Below are 15,202 nucleotides of genomic sequence, written 5' to 3' on the forward strand. Positions count from 1 at the left end.
AGGTACGTCGCGAAGGCCGAAAACGCGCACAAGCACCCGACGCGGAGGACGCGTGTCCGTGTGGCAACGGCCGACGCAGGAGGCCGCGGCCACACAGACACGCAGGACGACAAGGAGGTTGCCTGTGCCGAAGGTCAGTGAGGACCATCTGGTTGCCCGCCGGCGGCAGATTCTCGACGGGGCCCGCCGCTGTTTCGCCGAGTTCGGCTACGAGGGTGCGACGGTTCGCAGGCTCGAGGACGCGACTGCGTTGTCCCGCGGCGCGATCTTCCACCACTTCAAGGACAAGGACGGACTGTTCCTCGCACTCGCCCAGGAGGATGCGACGCGGATGGCGGACGTCGCCGCCGAGCAGGGTCTCGTCCAGGTGATGCGCGACATGCTCGCGCAGCCGGACCAGTTCGACTGGCTGGCAACGCGTGTCGAGATCTCACGGCGGCTGCGCACGGACCCGGCGTTCGCGAGGGAATGGAGCAGACGGGGAGCCGAGCTGACCGAGGCCACCGTCGCCCGTCTGGAGCGCCAGAAGGAAGCCGGGCGGCTTCGCGACGACCTGCCGACCGATGTCCTGGTGGGCTACCTGGACCTCGTGCTGGACGGCCTGATCGCGCGGATCGCCTCGGGCCACGGCGGCGAGAACCTTTCCGCGGTACTGGATCTCGTGGAGGAGTCGGTGCGAGCTCAGCATTCGGCCGAGTAGCACATCGACACTCGATTCCGCCGTTCGTTCGATGTGCGAATGAATGAGATGAATCACAATCGTAGGTAAACCTAGCCTAAATCCTATGGGCTAGGGTTCGCGACCGTGATCACATCTTCAACTACACCTGCCACCCCGATGTCGAGGCGGACACTGCTGCGGGCAGCAGTCGGCGCGGGCGCTCTGGGCGCCCTCGGCAGCGCAGCCCTCGCCCGGCCGGGCATCGCGGGGGCGCAGGCGAGCCAGGAAACCGCCATCGTCATCGGCACCGGCTTCGGCGGCGCCGTGGCCGCGCTGCGCCTCGGCGAGGCGGGCATCGCGACCACCGTGTTCGAACGCGGTCGCCACTGGCCGATCCAGCCGGACGGCAACACCTTTGCGACGCTGATGAAGCCCGACGGCCGTGCCGCCTGGTTCAGCGACACCGTCGGCGCGACCGCGACGGTCGGAATCCCGGTGAACCGGTACCCCGGCATCCTCGACCGCGTGAAGGGCAACGGAATCGACTCCGTGTACGGCGTCGGCGTGGGCGGCGGCTCGCTCGCCTTCGGATCGTTCACCCCTGTCCCACGCAAGCAGGACTTCGAACACGTCTTCCCCGGCGGCGCCGGCTACGACGAACTCGCCGCGACCTACTACCCGCGCGCGAAGGCGATGCTCGGTGCCTCGCCCCTTCCGGCGGACATCATGGCTCACCCTCGCTACGTCGGCACCCGAGCATGGCAGGACACCGTCCGGCGATACGGCAAGGAACTGGTCTCCTTCGACTACGCGATCGACTGGGACATCGTGCGCGCCGAGCTCGACGGCCGGGCACCTGCCTCGATCATCAACGGCGAGTTGGGATTCGGCGTCAACAGTGGCGCGAAGAACTCCGTGGACCGGAACTACCTGCCCGCCGCGGAACGCACCGGAAACGTCACGATCAATGCGATGCACGAGGTCTTCGAGATCCGGCCCCGCGACCGCCGGCCCGGCTTCGTGGTGTCCGCCCGCGTGATCGACGACCAGCACAACACCGTCCGGATCGTCACCGCCGAGGCCGACTACCTGTTCATGGCGGCAGGGTCGTTCCACACCACACGGATGCTGGTCGAGGCCCGCGCGAAGGGCACGCTGCCCAACCTCTCGCCGCGCATCGGCGAGGGCTTCGGAGCCAACGGCGACTTCCTCACCGCCCGCACCGCGCTGTCCGACGACTACGGCGACGTCCAGGGCGGCCCCGGGTTCGGGCGCCTCTACGAGGACGACCTTCCCGGCGGGCCGGTGTCGATCGTGTACCACTCGACGCCTCTGCCCTCGCCGCTCGGCAAGCTCGCGACCACGAACCTCATCCAGGTGCACTCGGACGAGCGAGGCACGGTCGACTTCGACCACGCCACCGGCAACGCGGTCATCAACTACCCGTTCCCCGAGGGCAACGACCTCGACCGCCGCGGCGCGGCGTTCGCCGAGCACTTCCGTCAGCAGGCCGAGGTCCGCCACGGCCGCCTCGCGAGTGGCATCCCGATCTACTCCCGGGCAGTCGGATTCGGCTCCGCGAGCACGTATCACGGCCTCGGCGGCGTCGTGATGAACCAGGCGGCGACGATGGACGGCGCGGTGCTCGGCTACGACAACCTGTACGTCGTGGACGGCGCGTTCGCGCCCGGCGCGGTGGGCCTGGTGAACCCCTCGCTCACCATCACCGCGCTCGCCGAGCGCACGATGGCGCGCTTCGTGGCGCGGCGCTGATCACGGCCCGTGGACGGCGCGGCGGCGGTTCGGGCCGCCGCGCCCCCGCAGCTCCACACCGGATTCGGTGAGCAGGGTTCGAATGAAGCCGTAGGAACGGCCGGTGGCGTCGGCGAGGGACCGGATGCTGGCGCCACCGACGTACCGGGCGCGGATCTCGGTCTGCAGCGCGTCCCGCGCGCCGCCCGAGATCCGCGTGCCCTTGCTCACCGGCTTCAGCTCTGCCATCACCAGGCCCCCTCGGTAACGCCGACTGTGATGCACGTCACTAGACGGAACCAGGCTAGTACAGATCGCCCCGCCGGGTGCGGCGCGCTGCGCGTCAGGCCAGCGAGATGAGATCCAGGTAGTCCTGCGACCAGTGGTCCTCGGTCCCGTCCGGAAGCAGGATGACCCGCTCCGGGTTGAGGGCCTCGGCCGCACCCGGATCGTGCGTGACCAGGACGACGGCGCCGGTGTAGCTGCGCAGCGCCTCCAGCACCTGCTCCCGGGAAATCGGGTCGAGGTTGTTGGTCGGCTCGTCGAGCAGCAGCACGTTCGCCGCCGAGGACACCAGACCGGCCAGTGCGAGACGCGTCTTCTCACCGCCGGACAGGGTGCCCGCCGGCTGGTCGAGCTGGGGGCCCGTGAACATGAACGCGCCGAGCAGGCCCCGCAGATCCTGCTCCCCCGCGTCGGGCGCGGCGTGCCGGATGTTCTCCCACACACTGGCCTCGTCGTCGAGGGTGTCGTGCTCCTGCGCGAAGTAGCCGGTCTTGAGACCGTGACCGGGGATCAACTCGCCGAGGTCCGGCTTCTCGGCCCCCGCGAGCAGTCTCAGCAGCGTCGTCTTGCCGGCACCGTTGAGACCGAGGATCACGACGCGACTACCCCGGTCGATCGCGAGATCGACGCCGGTGAAGATCTCCAGAGATCCGTACACCTTCGTCAGGTCCTTCGCCATCAGCGGAGTCTTGCCGCAGGGCGCCGGCTCGGGGAAGCGGATGTGCGCGACCTTGTCGGCGACGCGCACGTCGTCGAGTTCGGCGATCAGCTTGTCGGCGCGCTTGGCCATGTTCTGTGCGGCCGTCGCCTTCGTGGCCTTCGCCCCGAGCTTCGCGGCCTGCTGACGCAGCGCGGACGCCTTCTTCTCCGCGTTCGCGCGCTCGCGGCGCCGCCGCTGCTCGTCGGTCGCACGGGCGTCGAGGTACTTCTTCCAGCCCATGTTGTAGATGTCGGCCTCGCCGCGCACCGCGTCGAGGAACCACACCTTGTTGACCACGTCGTTGAGCAGGTCCACGTCGTGACTGATGACGATGAGGCCGCCCTCGTGGTTCTGCAGGAACCCACGCAGCCAGGTGATCGAGTCGGCGTCGAGGTGGTTGGTCGGCTCGTCGAGCAGCAGGGTGGTCGTCGACTTGCCGCCGGACGAGTCGGAGGCCGCGAACAGGATCCGGGCCAGTTCCACGCGGCGACGCTGACCACCGGAGAGCGTCCGCAGCGGCTGCGCGAGCACCCGGTCCGGGAGCCCGAGGCTGCTGCAGATCCGCGCGGCCTCCGACTCGGCCTCGTAGCCGCCGAGCGCTCCGAATCGGTCCTCGAGGGACCCGTACTTGCGGACCGCCTTGTCGCGAGCGGCATCGTCCACGGCCTCAGCCATGATCGTCTGCTGCTTCTCCATGCTGCGGAGGATCTCGTCGAGGCCACGGGCGGAGAGCACCCGGTCCTTCGCGAGGACGTCGAGGTTGCCCTCCTTCGGATCCTGCGGAAGGTAACCGAGCTCACCGCTGCGGACGACGGAACCTGCGTACGGCTCGCCCTCACCCGCCAGAATGCGGAGGGTCGTCGTCTTGCCCGCGCCGTTGCGACCGACGAGTCCGATACGGTCGCCTGCCTGCACACGCAGGGCGGATCCGGGAGCGGAGAGGAGGGTTCGCACACCGGCACGAACTTCGAGGTCGGTGGCGGTAATCACGACGGTTCAGCTTACCGGACTTTCGGAGGCCGCTTCGCCAGGGTGCGCGCTCCCCTGCCAGGGCCAGCGCCCGCTGATCTCGAGCTGAAGCGACCAGCTCAGGAACGTCCGGATCAGCACGATCAGCGCGAGCACACCGACCGACTCGAAAGTGGGCGTGACGGCGACCGTCTTGATGATGTCCGCAGCGACGAGGAACTCCAGACCGAGCAGGATCGAGCGGCCCAGATTTCGCCGGTATCGCGTGTAGACCGGTGCGCCGGCCCCGGACCTGATCGCCGAGAGCGCGATCCAGCTCGCGACGGCCGCCCCGATCACGATGACCGCCACACCGACGACGTCGACGGCCGACCCGACCGCGGAGATGACGGATTCCACGTGCATTGGCGGCAACCCCCTGCATCCGGTTCTGGTGGCACCATCGTCGCAGTTCGACGCCGGTCCGGCGCGCAGGCAGAGCCCGCGACTACCGTGGGCGCTCGTGGGCGACGACGGCACGGCGGACCTGATCGTGGTGGGACTCGGCCCGGCGGGGCGGGCGCTGACGCATCGCGCCGCTGCCGCGGGACTCGACGTCGTCGCGGTGGACCCGGCACCGGACCGGACGTGGACACCGACCTACGCAGCATGGTCGGACGAGCTGCCGGCCTGGCTGAGCACGGCCGGGGTGGCGGCCACGATCACGGCGCCTCGGGTGGTCGCCGTCCGTGAGCACGTCGTGGACCGCGACTACGTCGTCTTCGACAATCCCGCGCTCCGGTCCGCGCTCGGCACCGGCGCCGCCCGCGTCGTCACCGGAAAGGCACGTCGTCTCGGGCGACGCGAGGTCGTCCTGGACGACGGCACGACGCTGCGCGCCGGCCGGGTCGTCGATGCGCGCGGTCCGCGGCCCGGGTCCGGCGCTGCCGAACAGACGGCGTACGGACTCGTCGTGCCGGACGCGATCGCGGCGCCCGCGCTCGGCGACGCGGCCGCGCTGTTCATGGACTGGCGGCGCGACAACGGCACCGGCACCGGCGAGCCGCCCTCGTTCCTCTACGCGGTTCCGGTCCGTCCCGGCGTGGTCCTGTTGGAGGAAACCTGCCTGGTCGGCAGGCCGGCTCTCCCCCTGTCCGCGTTGCGCGAGCGGCTGCTGACGCGCCTGCGCGGTCGGGGAGTCGTCGTTCCCGACGACGCAGGTGTGGAACGGGTCCGGTTTCCCGTCGAGGCACCGACCCCGGGCGGCGGGGTGTTCGGGTTCGGTGCGCGCGGGGGCCTGATGCATCCGGGCACGGGCTACAGCGTCGCGGCGTCCCTCGCGGCGGTCGACGACGTCGTGGCGGCCCTCGTCGCGGGGACCGATCCGGAAAAGGCATTGTGGCCGCGCACCGCGCGCGTGGTGCGGTCCCTGCGTGTGGTCGGGCTCCGGGCCCTGCTCGCACTGCCCCCCGAGCACGTCGCCGGGTTCTTCGACGGGTTCTTCGCGCTGCCCCCCGACGTGCAGCGCGCGTACCTGTCACGCCGCGACGATCCGCGGGCCACGGCGGCGGCGATGTGGACGCTGTTTCGCCACGCGCCGTCACCGGTCCGGCGCACACTGGTCGGCGCCGCCCTGCCGCGGCCCGGTCAGCGAAGGAGCACACGCCGATGAAGGTCGAGATCCAGCTCGACGCAGCACCCGCCGACGCCGCGCGGCGCGCCGTCGAACTCGCCGACACCGGCGTCGCCGGACTGTTCACCTTCGAAGGCCCACACGACGTGTTCTTCCCCCTCGTCGCGGCCGCACCGGTCGTCGACGTCGACCTGGCGACGAACGTCGCGATCGCGTTGCCGCGCAGCCCGATGCACCTCGCCCATTCCGCGTGGGACCTGCAGTCGATGAGCGGCGGCCGGTTCCGGCTCGGGCTCGGGTCCCAGATCCGTCCGCACATCGAGAAGCGGTACTCGTCCGAGTGGTCACGGCCGGCCGCACGGATGCGCGACACCGTCCTCGCGGTCCGGGCGATCCTCGATGCCTGGCAGGACGGAACCAGGCTCGACTACCGGGGCGAGTTCCACACCCACACCCTGATGCCGCCGACGTTCGTTCCCGGTCCCAATCCGCACGGACTGCCGCCGATCCTGCTCGGCGCGCTGGGCCCGGTGATGACGCGGACCGCGGCCGAGGTCGCGGACGGGCTGCTCGTCATGCCCTTCCACAGCGAGCGACACTTCCACGAGCGCACGTTGCCCGCCGTCGAGGCGGGACTCGCCCGCCGGGAATGCGGCGAGTTGGAGATCGTCCCGCAGGTGATCGTCGCGACCGGCCGCACCGACGCCGAGTTGGCATCAGCCGGGGCCGGTGTCCGGGCGCTTCTCGCGTTCTACGGTTCGACCCCCGCCTACCGGCCGGTGCTCGAGGTGGAGGGGTGGGCACCTCTGCAAGAGCAGCTGAACGCGCTGTCCAAGCGCGGCGCGATCGGCGAGATGATCGCGCTGGTCGACGACACGATGCTCGAGACGCTGGCGGTGCGCGGCACCCCCGAGGACTGCGCCGCAGAGATCCTGCGCCGCTTCGGAGCCCATGCCGACCGCGTCTGCTGCTACTTCCCGGGCTACGACGTCGATCTCGCGCACGTGCGCGACCTCGTGACAGCGCTCGACGCCCCGGCATCCGGCACCGTCAGCTCAGCGCCCCGAACTGCACCAGCGCGTCGTTGACGGCCTCGGGGACACCGTCGAGCGACCAGAACGCGAGCGCACCCGCGACCAGGGTCAGTGCGGGCCCGAGGAAGGCGCGCTCGAACGTCCCGCCGGCCCGGATCGACAGCCAGGACGGCAGCTGCAGCTCCCACCACCGCTGCCGGCGCCACGGCACGAACGGCGCCAGGAACGGAACCCCCTCCTTGGTGATCGCATCACCAAGGCAGTGCACGGCACATCCGAGTCCGACCGCGACTCCCAGTGCCCGCGAACCGATTTCGTCCGGGTACCACGTCCACGTCAGCGCCGCCAGGACGCCAGCGACCAGGGTGACGGCGATCCACCCGCTGCGCTTGGCCCAGCCGCCCGCCAGACCGCGTAGTGCCAGTCCGAGCGTGAGGAACAGGGTTCCGATCACGGCGCCGCGGCCGAACGCCGTCACCAGCGCCGACACCCCGACACTGATCGCGACGGCGAACAGCGCCGTGTGGGTGAGGGTTCGGTGTCCACCATTGCGTTTCGGATCGCGCTTGCCCCGCGTGAGCCGGTAGTACCAGAGCGACACCTCGTCGACGACCTTCGCGAGAACCCAGCTGAGCGGCCCGAAGGAGCGGGCCACCGTCGACTGGGTGGTGTCCAGATCCGGCAGCAGAGCCGCCCCCGCGCAGACTCCGGCGAAGGTGAACACCTCGGCGGTGGAGGTGGGACCACCCCATTCGGGCGGCAGCACCTGCGCCGCGATCAGCCCGGCAACCGCACCGGATACAGCATGGGTGGCACCCATCACCATGTGGCGAAACCCTTTCGGACAGTGAGGATCAGAGCACTGCCCGAGACGAGCCGCGCATTGTGCGCCGACTGTACCAACCGCCACCGACACGCCGGACGGGCGTACACACGGTGTTCGGCCCGTCAGGATTCGGGCCACTCCGACGGCCGGACGTCGGCGGGGTCCTTGTCCGGACGCACCCCGCGCCACACCGGGTGCCGCAACCGTCCGTCCTCCGTCACCTCGGAGAACCTCACCTCGGCGACCACCTCCGGACGCACCCAGTGCGCCGCCCTCGCTTCCCCGTCCGGGACCGTCCCCCCGAACGGGGACTCCGAGACCGCCTCGAGACGCTCGGCGAGACCCGCGACCGCGGATTCGGACAGTCCACTGCCGACCTTGCCGAGGTAGCGCAGCGAACCCGCCGGCTCCGGCACGCCGACGAGGACCGAGCCGATGCCGCCTGCGCGCCCACCCTCTCCCGGTTGCCAGCCTCCGACGACCACCTCGCCGGTCCGGAAGTGCTTGATCTTCAGCCATTCCGAGGACCGGCCCGGGCGGTAGGTGCTGTCCCACCGCTTCGCGACCAGGCCCTCCATCCGTTCGTGTCGGCTCTGCTCCAGGGCCGACTCCAGGTCGCCGGGCAGCAGCGCGGGCACCGTCCAGGTACCGTCCGCGTCGACGGGGATCGCGTCGAGCACCCGCCGTCGGTCTCGTAACGGCTTGTCCCGCAACGACACACCGTCCAACTCGAGCACGTCGAACAGCAGCAGTGCGACCGGATTCGCGCGGCGCTCGGCCGCGGACGGCGCGCGCGATCGGCCCATCCGCTGTTGGAGACGACCGAAGCTGGGCGCGCCGTCGTCCCCGAAGGCGACGATCTCGCCGTCGAGGACGCCGGTGTGCCCGTGCAGACCGGTGGGCAGCACCGTCAACTCCGGATAGCCGACCCCGATGTCGAGGCCGTTGCGACTGGTCAGCCGCACCTCGTCGGTGGCACCGAAGTCGACGCGGGCACGGATGCCGTCGAACTTGCGCTCGAGGACCCACACCTGCGGGTCGGCCCGCCGGGCGAACTCGTCGGGTGTCGTCGCGGTCGCCAGCATCGGGCCGGGCCCGGCGCGCCGGCCGACCGTACGCTGCCGCACCGCGCCCCGACTCGTGTGCGACGGACGCGGCACCACCGGCGGCGCGGTCCCGGCTCGCAGTCGGTCGCGCACCTCGCTGAAGTCGAGTTGCCGCAACCCGGGCTGCGCGAGTTCGTCCCAGGTCCGCGGCGCCGCGACCATGGGTGCGGGCGTCCCGCGCAACGACAGCGGCGAGACGGTGGTCTTCGACGCCGAGTTCTGACTCCAGTCCACGAACACCTTTCCCGCGCGCAGGGCACGGGTCATCGTGGACGTCACCGACGTGGGCGTCTCCCGTTCCAGTTCCTCGGCGATCGCCTTCGCGACCTCGGAGCACCGGTGCGAGGTCCATCCGGGGTCGAGGCCGGCGTACAGGTGGATCCCCTTGCTGCCGCTCGACACCGGCAGCGCGTCCAGCCCACGTTCCGCGAGCCGATCGCGGACCCGCAGCGCGACGTCCGCACACTCGTCGAGACCGACACCGGGTCCGGGGTCGAGGTCGATCACCAGGCGATCCGGGTCGCCGGGCCGGCCGTCCGGGTCGAAGCGCCACTGCGGCACGTGGAACTCGAGCGCCCCCGACTGCGCGAAGTACACCAGCGCCGCGAGTTCCGTGACCTCCGGGTAGTCGACGGTCCGCGACCGTTGCGTGAGTGTGTGCCTGGGAATCCAGTCCGGTGTGGCCGACTCCGTGTTCTTCTGGAAGAACGGTTCCGCGGCCGTGCCGTTCGGCCACCGCTTCCTGGTCAGGGCGCGCCCCTGCAACAGGGGCAGCAGCCACGGCCCGACCTCGGTGACGTACTGCAGCACCTCGGCCTTAGTCGTCCCCGTTTCCGGGTACAGCACCTTGTCCAGGTTGGTCAGCGACAGCAGCCGCCCCCCCACCCGGACCGCAGTGTTGTGCGTCGTTGCCATCAGCCCACCGGTTCTCTCCCACCTGGCCTGATCCCACACTATGGACCATAGTGGGGAGATGCGCTCGATATGGAAAGGTTCCATCGCGTTCGGGCTCGTGAACGTCCCGGTCAAGGTGTACTCGGCGACCGAGGACCACGACATCCGGTTCCACCAGGTCCACGGCAAGGACGGTGGACGCATCAAGTACAGCCGTGTGTGCAGCGAATGCGGCCAGGTGGTGCAGTACGCCGACATCGACAGGGCGTACATCTCCGACGACGGCGCGCAGGTCGTGCTGACCGACGAGGACTTCGAGAAGCTTCCCGCTGCCGAGAAACACGAGATCCCGGTCCTGCAGTTCGTACCCTCCGACCAGATCGACCCGATCCTGTTCGAGAAGAGCTACTTCCTCGAACCGGACTCGGCGTCACCGAAGGCGTATCAGCTGCTCGCGTCCACCCTCGACGACAGCGAACGCACCGCCCTGGTGCACTTCACCCTCCGGCAACGGACCCGGCTCGCCGCGCTGCGCGTGCGCGACGGCGTGCTGGTCGTCCAGACCCTCCTCTGGCCGGACGAGGTCCGCACCGCCGACTTCGGGTCCCTCGACGAGGAGTCGTCGCCGTCGAAGAAGGAACTGACGATGGCGACGATGCTGGTGGACTCGATGTCCGAGGACTTCGATCCCGCGTCGTACACCGACGACTACCAGATCCAGCTGCAGAAGCTCCTCGACGAGACGATCGCGAACGGCGGCGAGAAGGTCACCCTCCCGTCCGGTGGCGGTCACGAGGCCGACGCCGAGGTCGTCGACCTGGTCGCGGCCCTGCAACGCAGTGTCGACGAGGCCAAGAAGGCCGACGGCGGGAAGAAGGCGACCGGCTGACAGCAGGGTCCTGCGAATCGCGACAGGGCCGGGATCTGCCCATCCCGAACTGGGTGAATCCGATTCCCGGCCCGACCGCGTGGCCCGTAGGCGCTAGACCTCGTCGAGCTCCAGCACGAACCAGTAGTGCTCGCCGTCGTCGAGGACGCCCTTGCCGTTCATGACACCCACGAGCATCGTCTCGTCGACGCGCTTGAAGTGGTCGAAGACGGGCATGCCGTCGTAGACCATCGTCGCGGTGGACTCCCCGCGGAACTCGACCATCCAGAGGCTGGCCTCACCCTTTCCGGTCTTGACGTCGGAGAACAGTTCGCCGTCCTCACCCCGGCACACCAGCGGCTGCACCGAGAAGCGCGAGGTGAAGGTCTTGCCGTACCAGCGCGACGCCGCGAGCAGCGGGTTGGTGCGGTGGCCCGTGTCGAAGCCGCGTCCACGCCACTGGCCGCTCAGCTCGTCGATGTTCACGACGTCGAGCCGAGCCCACAGCTCGTCGAGGTCGCGCGGGTCGACCTTCTCCGCGGCGAGCAGCTTCTCCACCTGGTCACGAGTGGTCATGATCATCCTTCCGTGGTTGTGAACGTCAGCACCGGCTTGACCACGGCGCCGGAGCGGGTGGCCTCGAGTGCCTTGTCGAGATCGTCGAACGCGAACGTGGTGACGAGCTTGTCGAACGGGAACCGGCCTGCGCGCCACAGTTCGACGAGTTCCGGCACGAACTGCCGCGGATCGGCATCACCCTCGATGACTCCGGTCACCGTGCGACCCATCAGCAGTGCGGACTGGTCGAGGGTCACGGGGTTCTTCTGACCCCGCAGGCCCAGGGTGGCGCAGCTGCCCGGCGATCGGAGGACCGTGGTCGCGGTCTGCAGCACCGCCTCGTTGCTGACGGTGTCCACGCTGTGGTCGGCACCGCCACCGGTCAGCCTGCGCAGGTGTTTCGCGAGGTCCGACATCGCCGCGTCGACGGCGTCGGTGGCCCCGAGCGAGAGTGCGAGCTCGCGCCGCGATTCCACCGGGTCGACGACGACGATCTGGCCGCACTCGGCAACCACGGCTGCGAGAACCGCGCCCATACCCACCGCGCCGGCGCCGAACACGACGATCGACGACCCGGATCGAGGCCGCAGCACGCGCAGCACAGCGCCCGCCCCGGTCTGGATGCCGCAGCCCAGCGGGCCCAGCAGCTCGATCGGGAGATCGCTCGCGACCAGGACCGCGTCGGCCGCGTCGATGACGGCGTGCGTGGCCATCGACGACTGCCCGAACCAGCTGCCGTGCAGCGGCTCACCGTCGGCCGCCAGCGTGACGGATCCGTCCGGTCTGCGGCCCGAGTAGTTGCGGAGGGCGAACTGCTCGCAGTAGGCGGGATGCCCGTCCGCGCAGTTGCGACAGGTGCGGCACGCGGAGTAGCTGAGCACGACGTGGTCGCCCGGGGCGAGGTGCTCGACGGCCGACCCCACCGTCTCCACGATCCCGGCGCCCTCGTGTCCGAGAACGGCAGGCGTGGGGACGGGTACGCCCCCCTGCGCCGCGGTGAGGTCGGTGTGGCAGATCCCCACCCCGGCGATCCGTACCAGGATCTCGTGCTCTCGCAGGTCCGCGATCTCGATGTCCCTGATCACCAGCGGCTCACCGTACTCCGTCAGCACCGCCGCACGCGCTCGTTGCTCCACCACATCCCTGACTGCTCGATCCGGCACCGAAACATCCGCACACTGCGCGAATGGAAATTAACTTACTCGACCGGAGAGACGGCGTCGAGGCCCGGGCTGCGCGATCCGCAGTGATCAATGACAGCCGTCGCACAGTCCTCTCGAACGACAATTGTTCGCCGAAATCATCGACACACGAGGCGAATAGTGATTAACTTCACCACGCGGTGCACGTAGGCGAGGGCCCCGCCGACACAGGGGGTCGGCGGGCCCCTCGACGCGTTCGGACCACGAACCGAACGAGTCGACACCGTCCACTCGGGCCCGCGTCGATCGTCCACCGACGAGACGGTCAGGTCGGCGAGCACAAGCGCATCCCTGCCGCCACCACGTTCGCACACCTGAAACGCCAGAGAGACAGCAGATGAAGTGGACGTGAGGTGAGGTAAGCCAAGCCTCATATGATCGGCTATCCTTCCGACGTTCACCTGCTTCACGGGTTCTCCACAGCAGACCCTCAGCAACAGAAGGGCGACGTGGATGACCGCTGCAATCGACGTTCCGGGCGACAGGGCAGGAAACCCGACGACGCCGCCACGATGGCGCCCGGATGTACAGGGCCTGCGCGCAATCGCCGTGCTCGTGGTCGTCCTCGATCACGTCGGTCTGGCCGGGTTCGGCGGCGGATTCGTCGGCGTGGACATCTTCTTCGTCATCTCCGGGTACGTCATCACCGGAATGCTGCTCAGGGACACCGATCGCGGCCCCGGCACATGGTTTCTCGAGTTCTATGCCAAGCGCGCGCGCCGAATCGTCCCGGCCGCCACGCTCGTCATCGTCCTGACGGTCGTCGCCACCTTCGAGTTGACCAACTTCCTCCGCGGAGCGCAGGTCCTCCCCGACGCAACTGCAGCCGCACTGTTCGTCGCCAATCTGCACTTCATCGCGACCGGCTCGGATTATGCGCGGCTCGGGGACGATCCCTCTCCGCTGCAGCACTACTGGTCGCTCGCGGTCGAGGAGCAGTTCTATCTGGTCTGGCCGCTGCTCGTCCTCCTCGCGGTCGTGCTCGTCCGCCGTGTCGTGCGACTGCGACTGCCGCAGGTGCTCGTCGCGGTGCTGACCGTGGTCGTCGTCGCCAGCTATGCCCATTCGATCCTGCTGACCTCCGCGGACGGGACCGCCGCCTTCTACTCCCCCTTCACGCGGGCCTGGGAGCTCGCGATCGGCGCGCTCCTCGCGGCGACCGAGCCGTCTCTCACACAACGGCTTTCCGCAGTCGGGGCGGTACTGCTCGGATGGCTCGGTGCTGCTGCGATCGTCTGGTCCGTCGTGTTCCTGGACGACACGACCAGCTTCCCGGGCTGGATCGCGGCCGTCCCCGTCCTGGGCACCGCGGCACTGATCGTGTCGGGCATGCGGGTCGTCCGCGGTTCTCCATCGGCTCTGCTGAGTACGAGGACTCCCGGGTACATCGGCGAGATCTCCTATTCGCTGTACCTCGTCCATTGGCCGATCTTCACCATCGCCGCCATCCGACTGGACGACTCCTTCTCCGTTGTGACGCAGGCACTCCTCGTTGCCACGGCATTCCTGGGTGCCGTCCTGATGTACCACGCGTTCGAGGACCCGATCCGTCGGTCCCGATTCCTCGTGACCCGCCCCTGGCTCAGCCTGTCGATCGTTCCGATCTCCATCGCACTCGTCTTCGCAGTGGCCTGGTTCGAACGGTACCGGTGGGATCTGGCCGTTCCCCTCGTCCAACAGCTGTTCTGAAACTCCCCGGAAAGGACCCTCGTCGTGAGGATTTCTGTGCCCTCGAAACTGGTTGCGGCCACGGCGATATGTATCGCCGCCGTAGCTCTGAGTGGATGTCAGGCGGTGACGTCGGACAGTTCCGCACACGACTGGCCGACGGAGGTTGCGGCCGCCGCTGTTCCGGAAGCCGAAGTCGTGGGCGCGGTCCAGACGGCTGCCGGGGCGACGACCCTGCCCGCGACGATCACGAACGCCGCATTGCTGGCGGCCAGCGGTGACGACGAATCACAGTGGGCCGTCCCGGGCTGCACCCCCTCACGCGAGGAAACGCGACTCGACGACATCAGCGGGTGCATGCTCGGGGATGTCGACAGCGAACGCACGATCGCCCTCATCGGAGACTCCGGCGCCGCGATGTGGCACGGGGCGTTCGACCTCATCGGACAGCGCAACGGCTGGAAGGTCCTGGTTCTGACCAAGAACAACTGCGGTCCGGCCGCGGTGACCTACTACCAGTACCAGCTCGAGCGCGCGTTCACCGAGTGCGACGACTGGCAGAAGTGGCGGATGGAGGTCCTCCAGAAGGAGCAGCCGGAGGTCGTCGTGCTGGCTGGTTGGTACGGCGGGAACCTGGGGCCGGACCGTGAGGTGACCCCCGAGGTGTGGCGGGACGGTCTGGCGAAGACCGCGTCACAGCTGCCCACGGCCACGAGGGTCGTCATGCTCGGCAATGCGCCGCACCCCGAGGAGAACCCGTCCGAGTGCGTCGCACTCAACTCGACGGACCTGAGCCGCTGCTCGATGCCCGCCGCCGCCGTCCTTCCGAATCAGACCGGATGGTCGACGGCCGCCGAGGCTGTCGGCGGCACCTATATCGACGTCAACCCCTGGTTCTGCACCGACGTCTGCCCCGCGGTGGTCGGTGACCACCTCGTCTACGCCGGCGAACACCACATCACCAACGAGTACGCGGAGTACCTGTCGGGATCGATCGAGAACCACATCGTCACTGCCCTGGCGTGACATCGTCCGCTCGTGAACGGAAAAGGGCTCGGGTCGGGGAG

The 15,202-nt window shown here is 69.2% G+C and carries 13 protein-coding genes and 1 pseudogene; 7 read left to right on the forward strand and 7 right to left on the reverse strand.

Annotated features, from left to right (window positions below):
* Nucleotides 1–124 precede the first annotated feature (124 nt).
* Together ACFSJG_RS16525 and ACFSJG_RS16530 are read left to right on the forward strand one after the other, a co-directional pair.
* Nucleotides 125–700, forward strand: coding sequence for a TetR/AcrR family transcriptional regulator (locus tag ACFSJG_RS16525; RefSeq protein WP_378486310.1), 576 nt, complete (start codon nt 125–127; stop codon nt 698–700).
* Nucleotides 701–838: 138 nt separating this feature from the next.
* A complete protein-coding gene (locus ACFSJG_RS16530) occupies nt 839–2,434 on the forward strand; it encodes a GMC oxidoreductase (protein WP_378486311.1) in 1,596 nt (531 codons plus the stop codon).
* On the opposite strand, the gene ACFSJG_RS16535 is transcribed toward ACFSJG_RS16530, so the two are convergent.
* From ACFSJG_RS16535 to ACFSJG_RS16545, 3 genes are all read right to left on the reverse strand, one after another.
* Entirely contained in the window at nt 2,435–2,662 is a 228-nt protein-coding gene (locus ACFSJG_RS16535) for a helix-turn-helix domain-containing protein (RefSeq protein WP_378486312.1), read from the reverse strand. It abuts the gene before it with no gap.
* 94 nt (nt 2,663–2,756) lie between these two features.
* On the reverse strand, nt 2,757–4,388 hold the full coding sequence (locus ACFSJG_RS16540) for an ABC-F family ATP-binding cassette domain-containing protein (protein WP_378486313.1): 1,632 nt from the start codon (nt 4,386–4,388) through the stop codon (nt 2,757–2,759).
* A 6-nt stretch (nt 4,389–4,394) separates the two neighbouring features.
* Entirely contained in the window at nt 4,395–4,772 is a 378-nt protein-coding gene (locus ACFSJG_RS16545; RefSeq protein WP_378486314.1) for a DUF1622 domain-containing protein, read from the reverse strand.
* A 97-nt stretch (nt 4,773–4,869) separates the two neighbouring features.
* Here ACFSJG_RS16545 and ACFSJG_RS16550 point away from each other — a divergent pair, with 97 nt between their 5' ends.
* Both ACFSJG_RS16550 and ACFSJG_RS16555 read left to right on the forward strand, forming a co-directional pair.
* The gene (locus tag ACFSJG_RS16550) at nt 4,870–6,018 is read left to right on the forward strand and encodes a lycopene cyclase family protein (protein WP_378486459.1); all 1,149 of its coding nucleotides are present in this window, start codon (nt 4,870–4,872) and stop codon (nt 6,016–6,018) included.
* The gene (locus ACFSJG_RS16555; protein ID WP_378486315.1) at nt 6,015–7,067 is read left to right on the forward strand and encodes a TIGR03617 family F420-dependent LLM class oxidoreductase; all 1,053 of its coding nucleotides are present in this window, start codon (nt 6,015–6,017) and stop codon (nt 7,065–7,067) included. Before ACFSJG_RS16550 ends, ACFSJG_RS16555 begins: the two co-directional genes overlap by 4 nt.
* On the opposite strand, the gene ACFSJG_RS16560 is transcribed toward ACFSJG_RS16555, so the two are convergent.
* Nucleotides 7,030–7,839: a metal-dependent hydrolase gene (locus ACFSJG_RS16560; RefSeq protein ID WP_378486316.1), complete on the reverse strand. Its 810-nt coding sequence runs from the start codon at nt 7,837–7,839 to the stop codon at nt 7,030–7,032. The genes ACFSJG_RS16555 and ACFSJG_RS16560 overlap by 38 nt on opposite strands.
* Before the next feature lie 158 nt (nt 7,840–7,997).
* A pseudogene (ligD, locus tag ACFSJG_RS16565) lies at nt 7,998–9,860 on the reverse strand (non-homologous end-joining DNA ligase); the annotation flags it as partial.
* Nucleotides 9,861–9,918: 58 nt separating this feature from the next.
* On the opposite strand from ligD, the gene ku reads away from it, so the two are divergent.
* Nucleotides 9,919–10,728, forward strand: a complete 810-nt coding sequence (gene ku / locus ACFSJG_RS16570; protein WP_378486318.1) for a non-homologous end joining protein Ku — start codon at nt 9,919–9,921, stop codon at nt 10,726–10,728.
* 93 nt (nt 10,729–10,821) lie between these two features.
* Here ku and ACFSJG_RS16575 read toward each other — a convergent pair whose 3' ends face one another.
* Nucleotides 10,822–11,283 (reverse strand): DUF4334 domain-containing protein, encoded by a 462-nt coding sequence (locus ACFSJG_RS16575; RefSeq protein ID WP_378486319.1) that lies wholly within the window; start codon nt 11,281–11,283, stop codon nt 10,822–10,824.
* A 2-nt stretch (nt 11,284–11,285) separates the two neighbouring features.
* Nucleotides 11,286–12,401, reverse strand: coding sequence for an NAD(P)-dependent alcohol dehydrogenase (locus ACFSJG_RS16580; protein WP_378486320.1), 1,116 nt, complete (start codon nt 12,399–12,401; stop codon nt 11,286–11,288).
* A 519-nt stretch (nt 12,402–12,920) separates the two neighbouring features.
* Between ACFSJG_RS16580 and ACFSJG_RS16585 the strand changes: the two genes are divergently transcribed.
* Both ACFSJG_RS16585 and ACFSJG_RS16590 read left to right on the forward strand, forming a co-directional pair.
* Nucleotides 12,921–14,156 carry an acyltransferase family protein gene (locus ACFSJG_RS16585; RefSeq protein ID WP_378486321.1) on the forward strand — a complete coding sequence of 412 codons (1,236 nt, stop codon included), beginning with the start codon at nt 12,921–12,923 and terminating at the stop codon, nt 14,154–14,156.
* 105 nt (nt 14,157–14,261) lie between these two features.
* A complete protein-coding gene (locus tag ACFSJG_RS16590; protein WP_378486322.1) occupies nt 14,262–15,161 on the forward strand; it encodes an SGNH hydrolase domain-containing protein in 900 nt (299 codons plus the stop codon).
* Nucleotides 15,162–15,202 lie beyond the last annotated feature (41 nt).

Origin of the sequence: Rhodococcus gannanensis (assembly GCF_042681175.1) — a bacterium.
In the GTDB taxonomy this organism is placed as follows: Bacteria; Actinomycetota; Actinomycetes; order Mycobacteriales; family Mycobacteriaceae; genus Rhodococcus_G; species Rhodococcus_G gannanensis.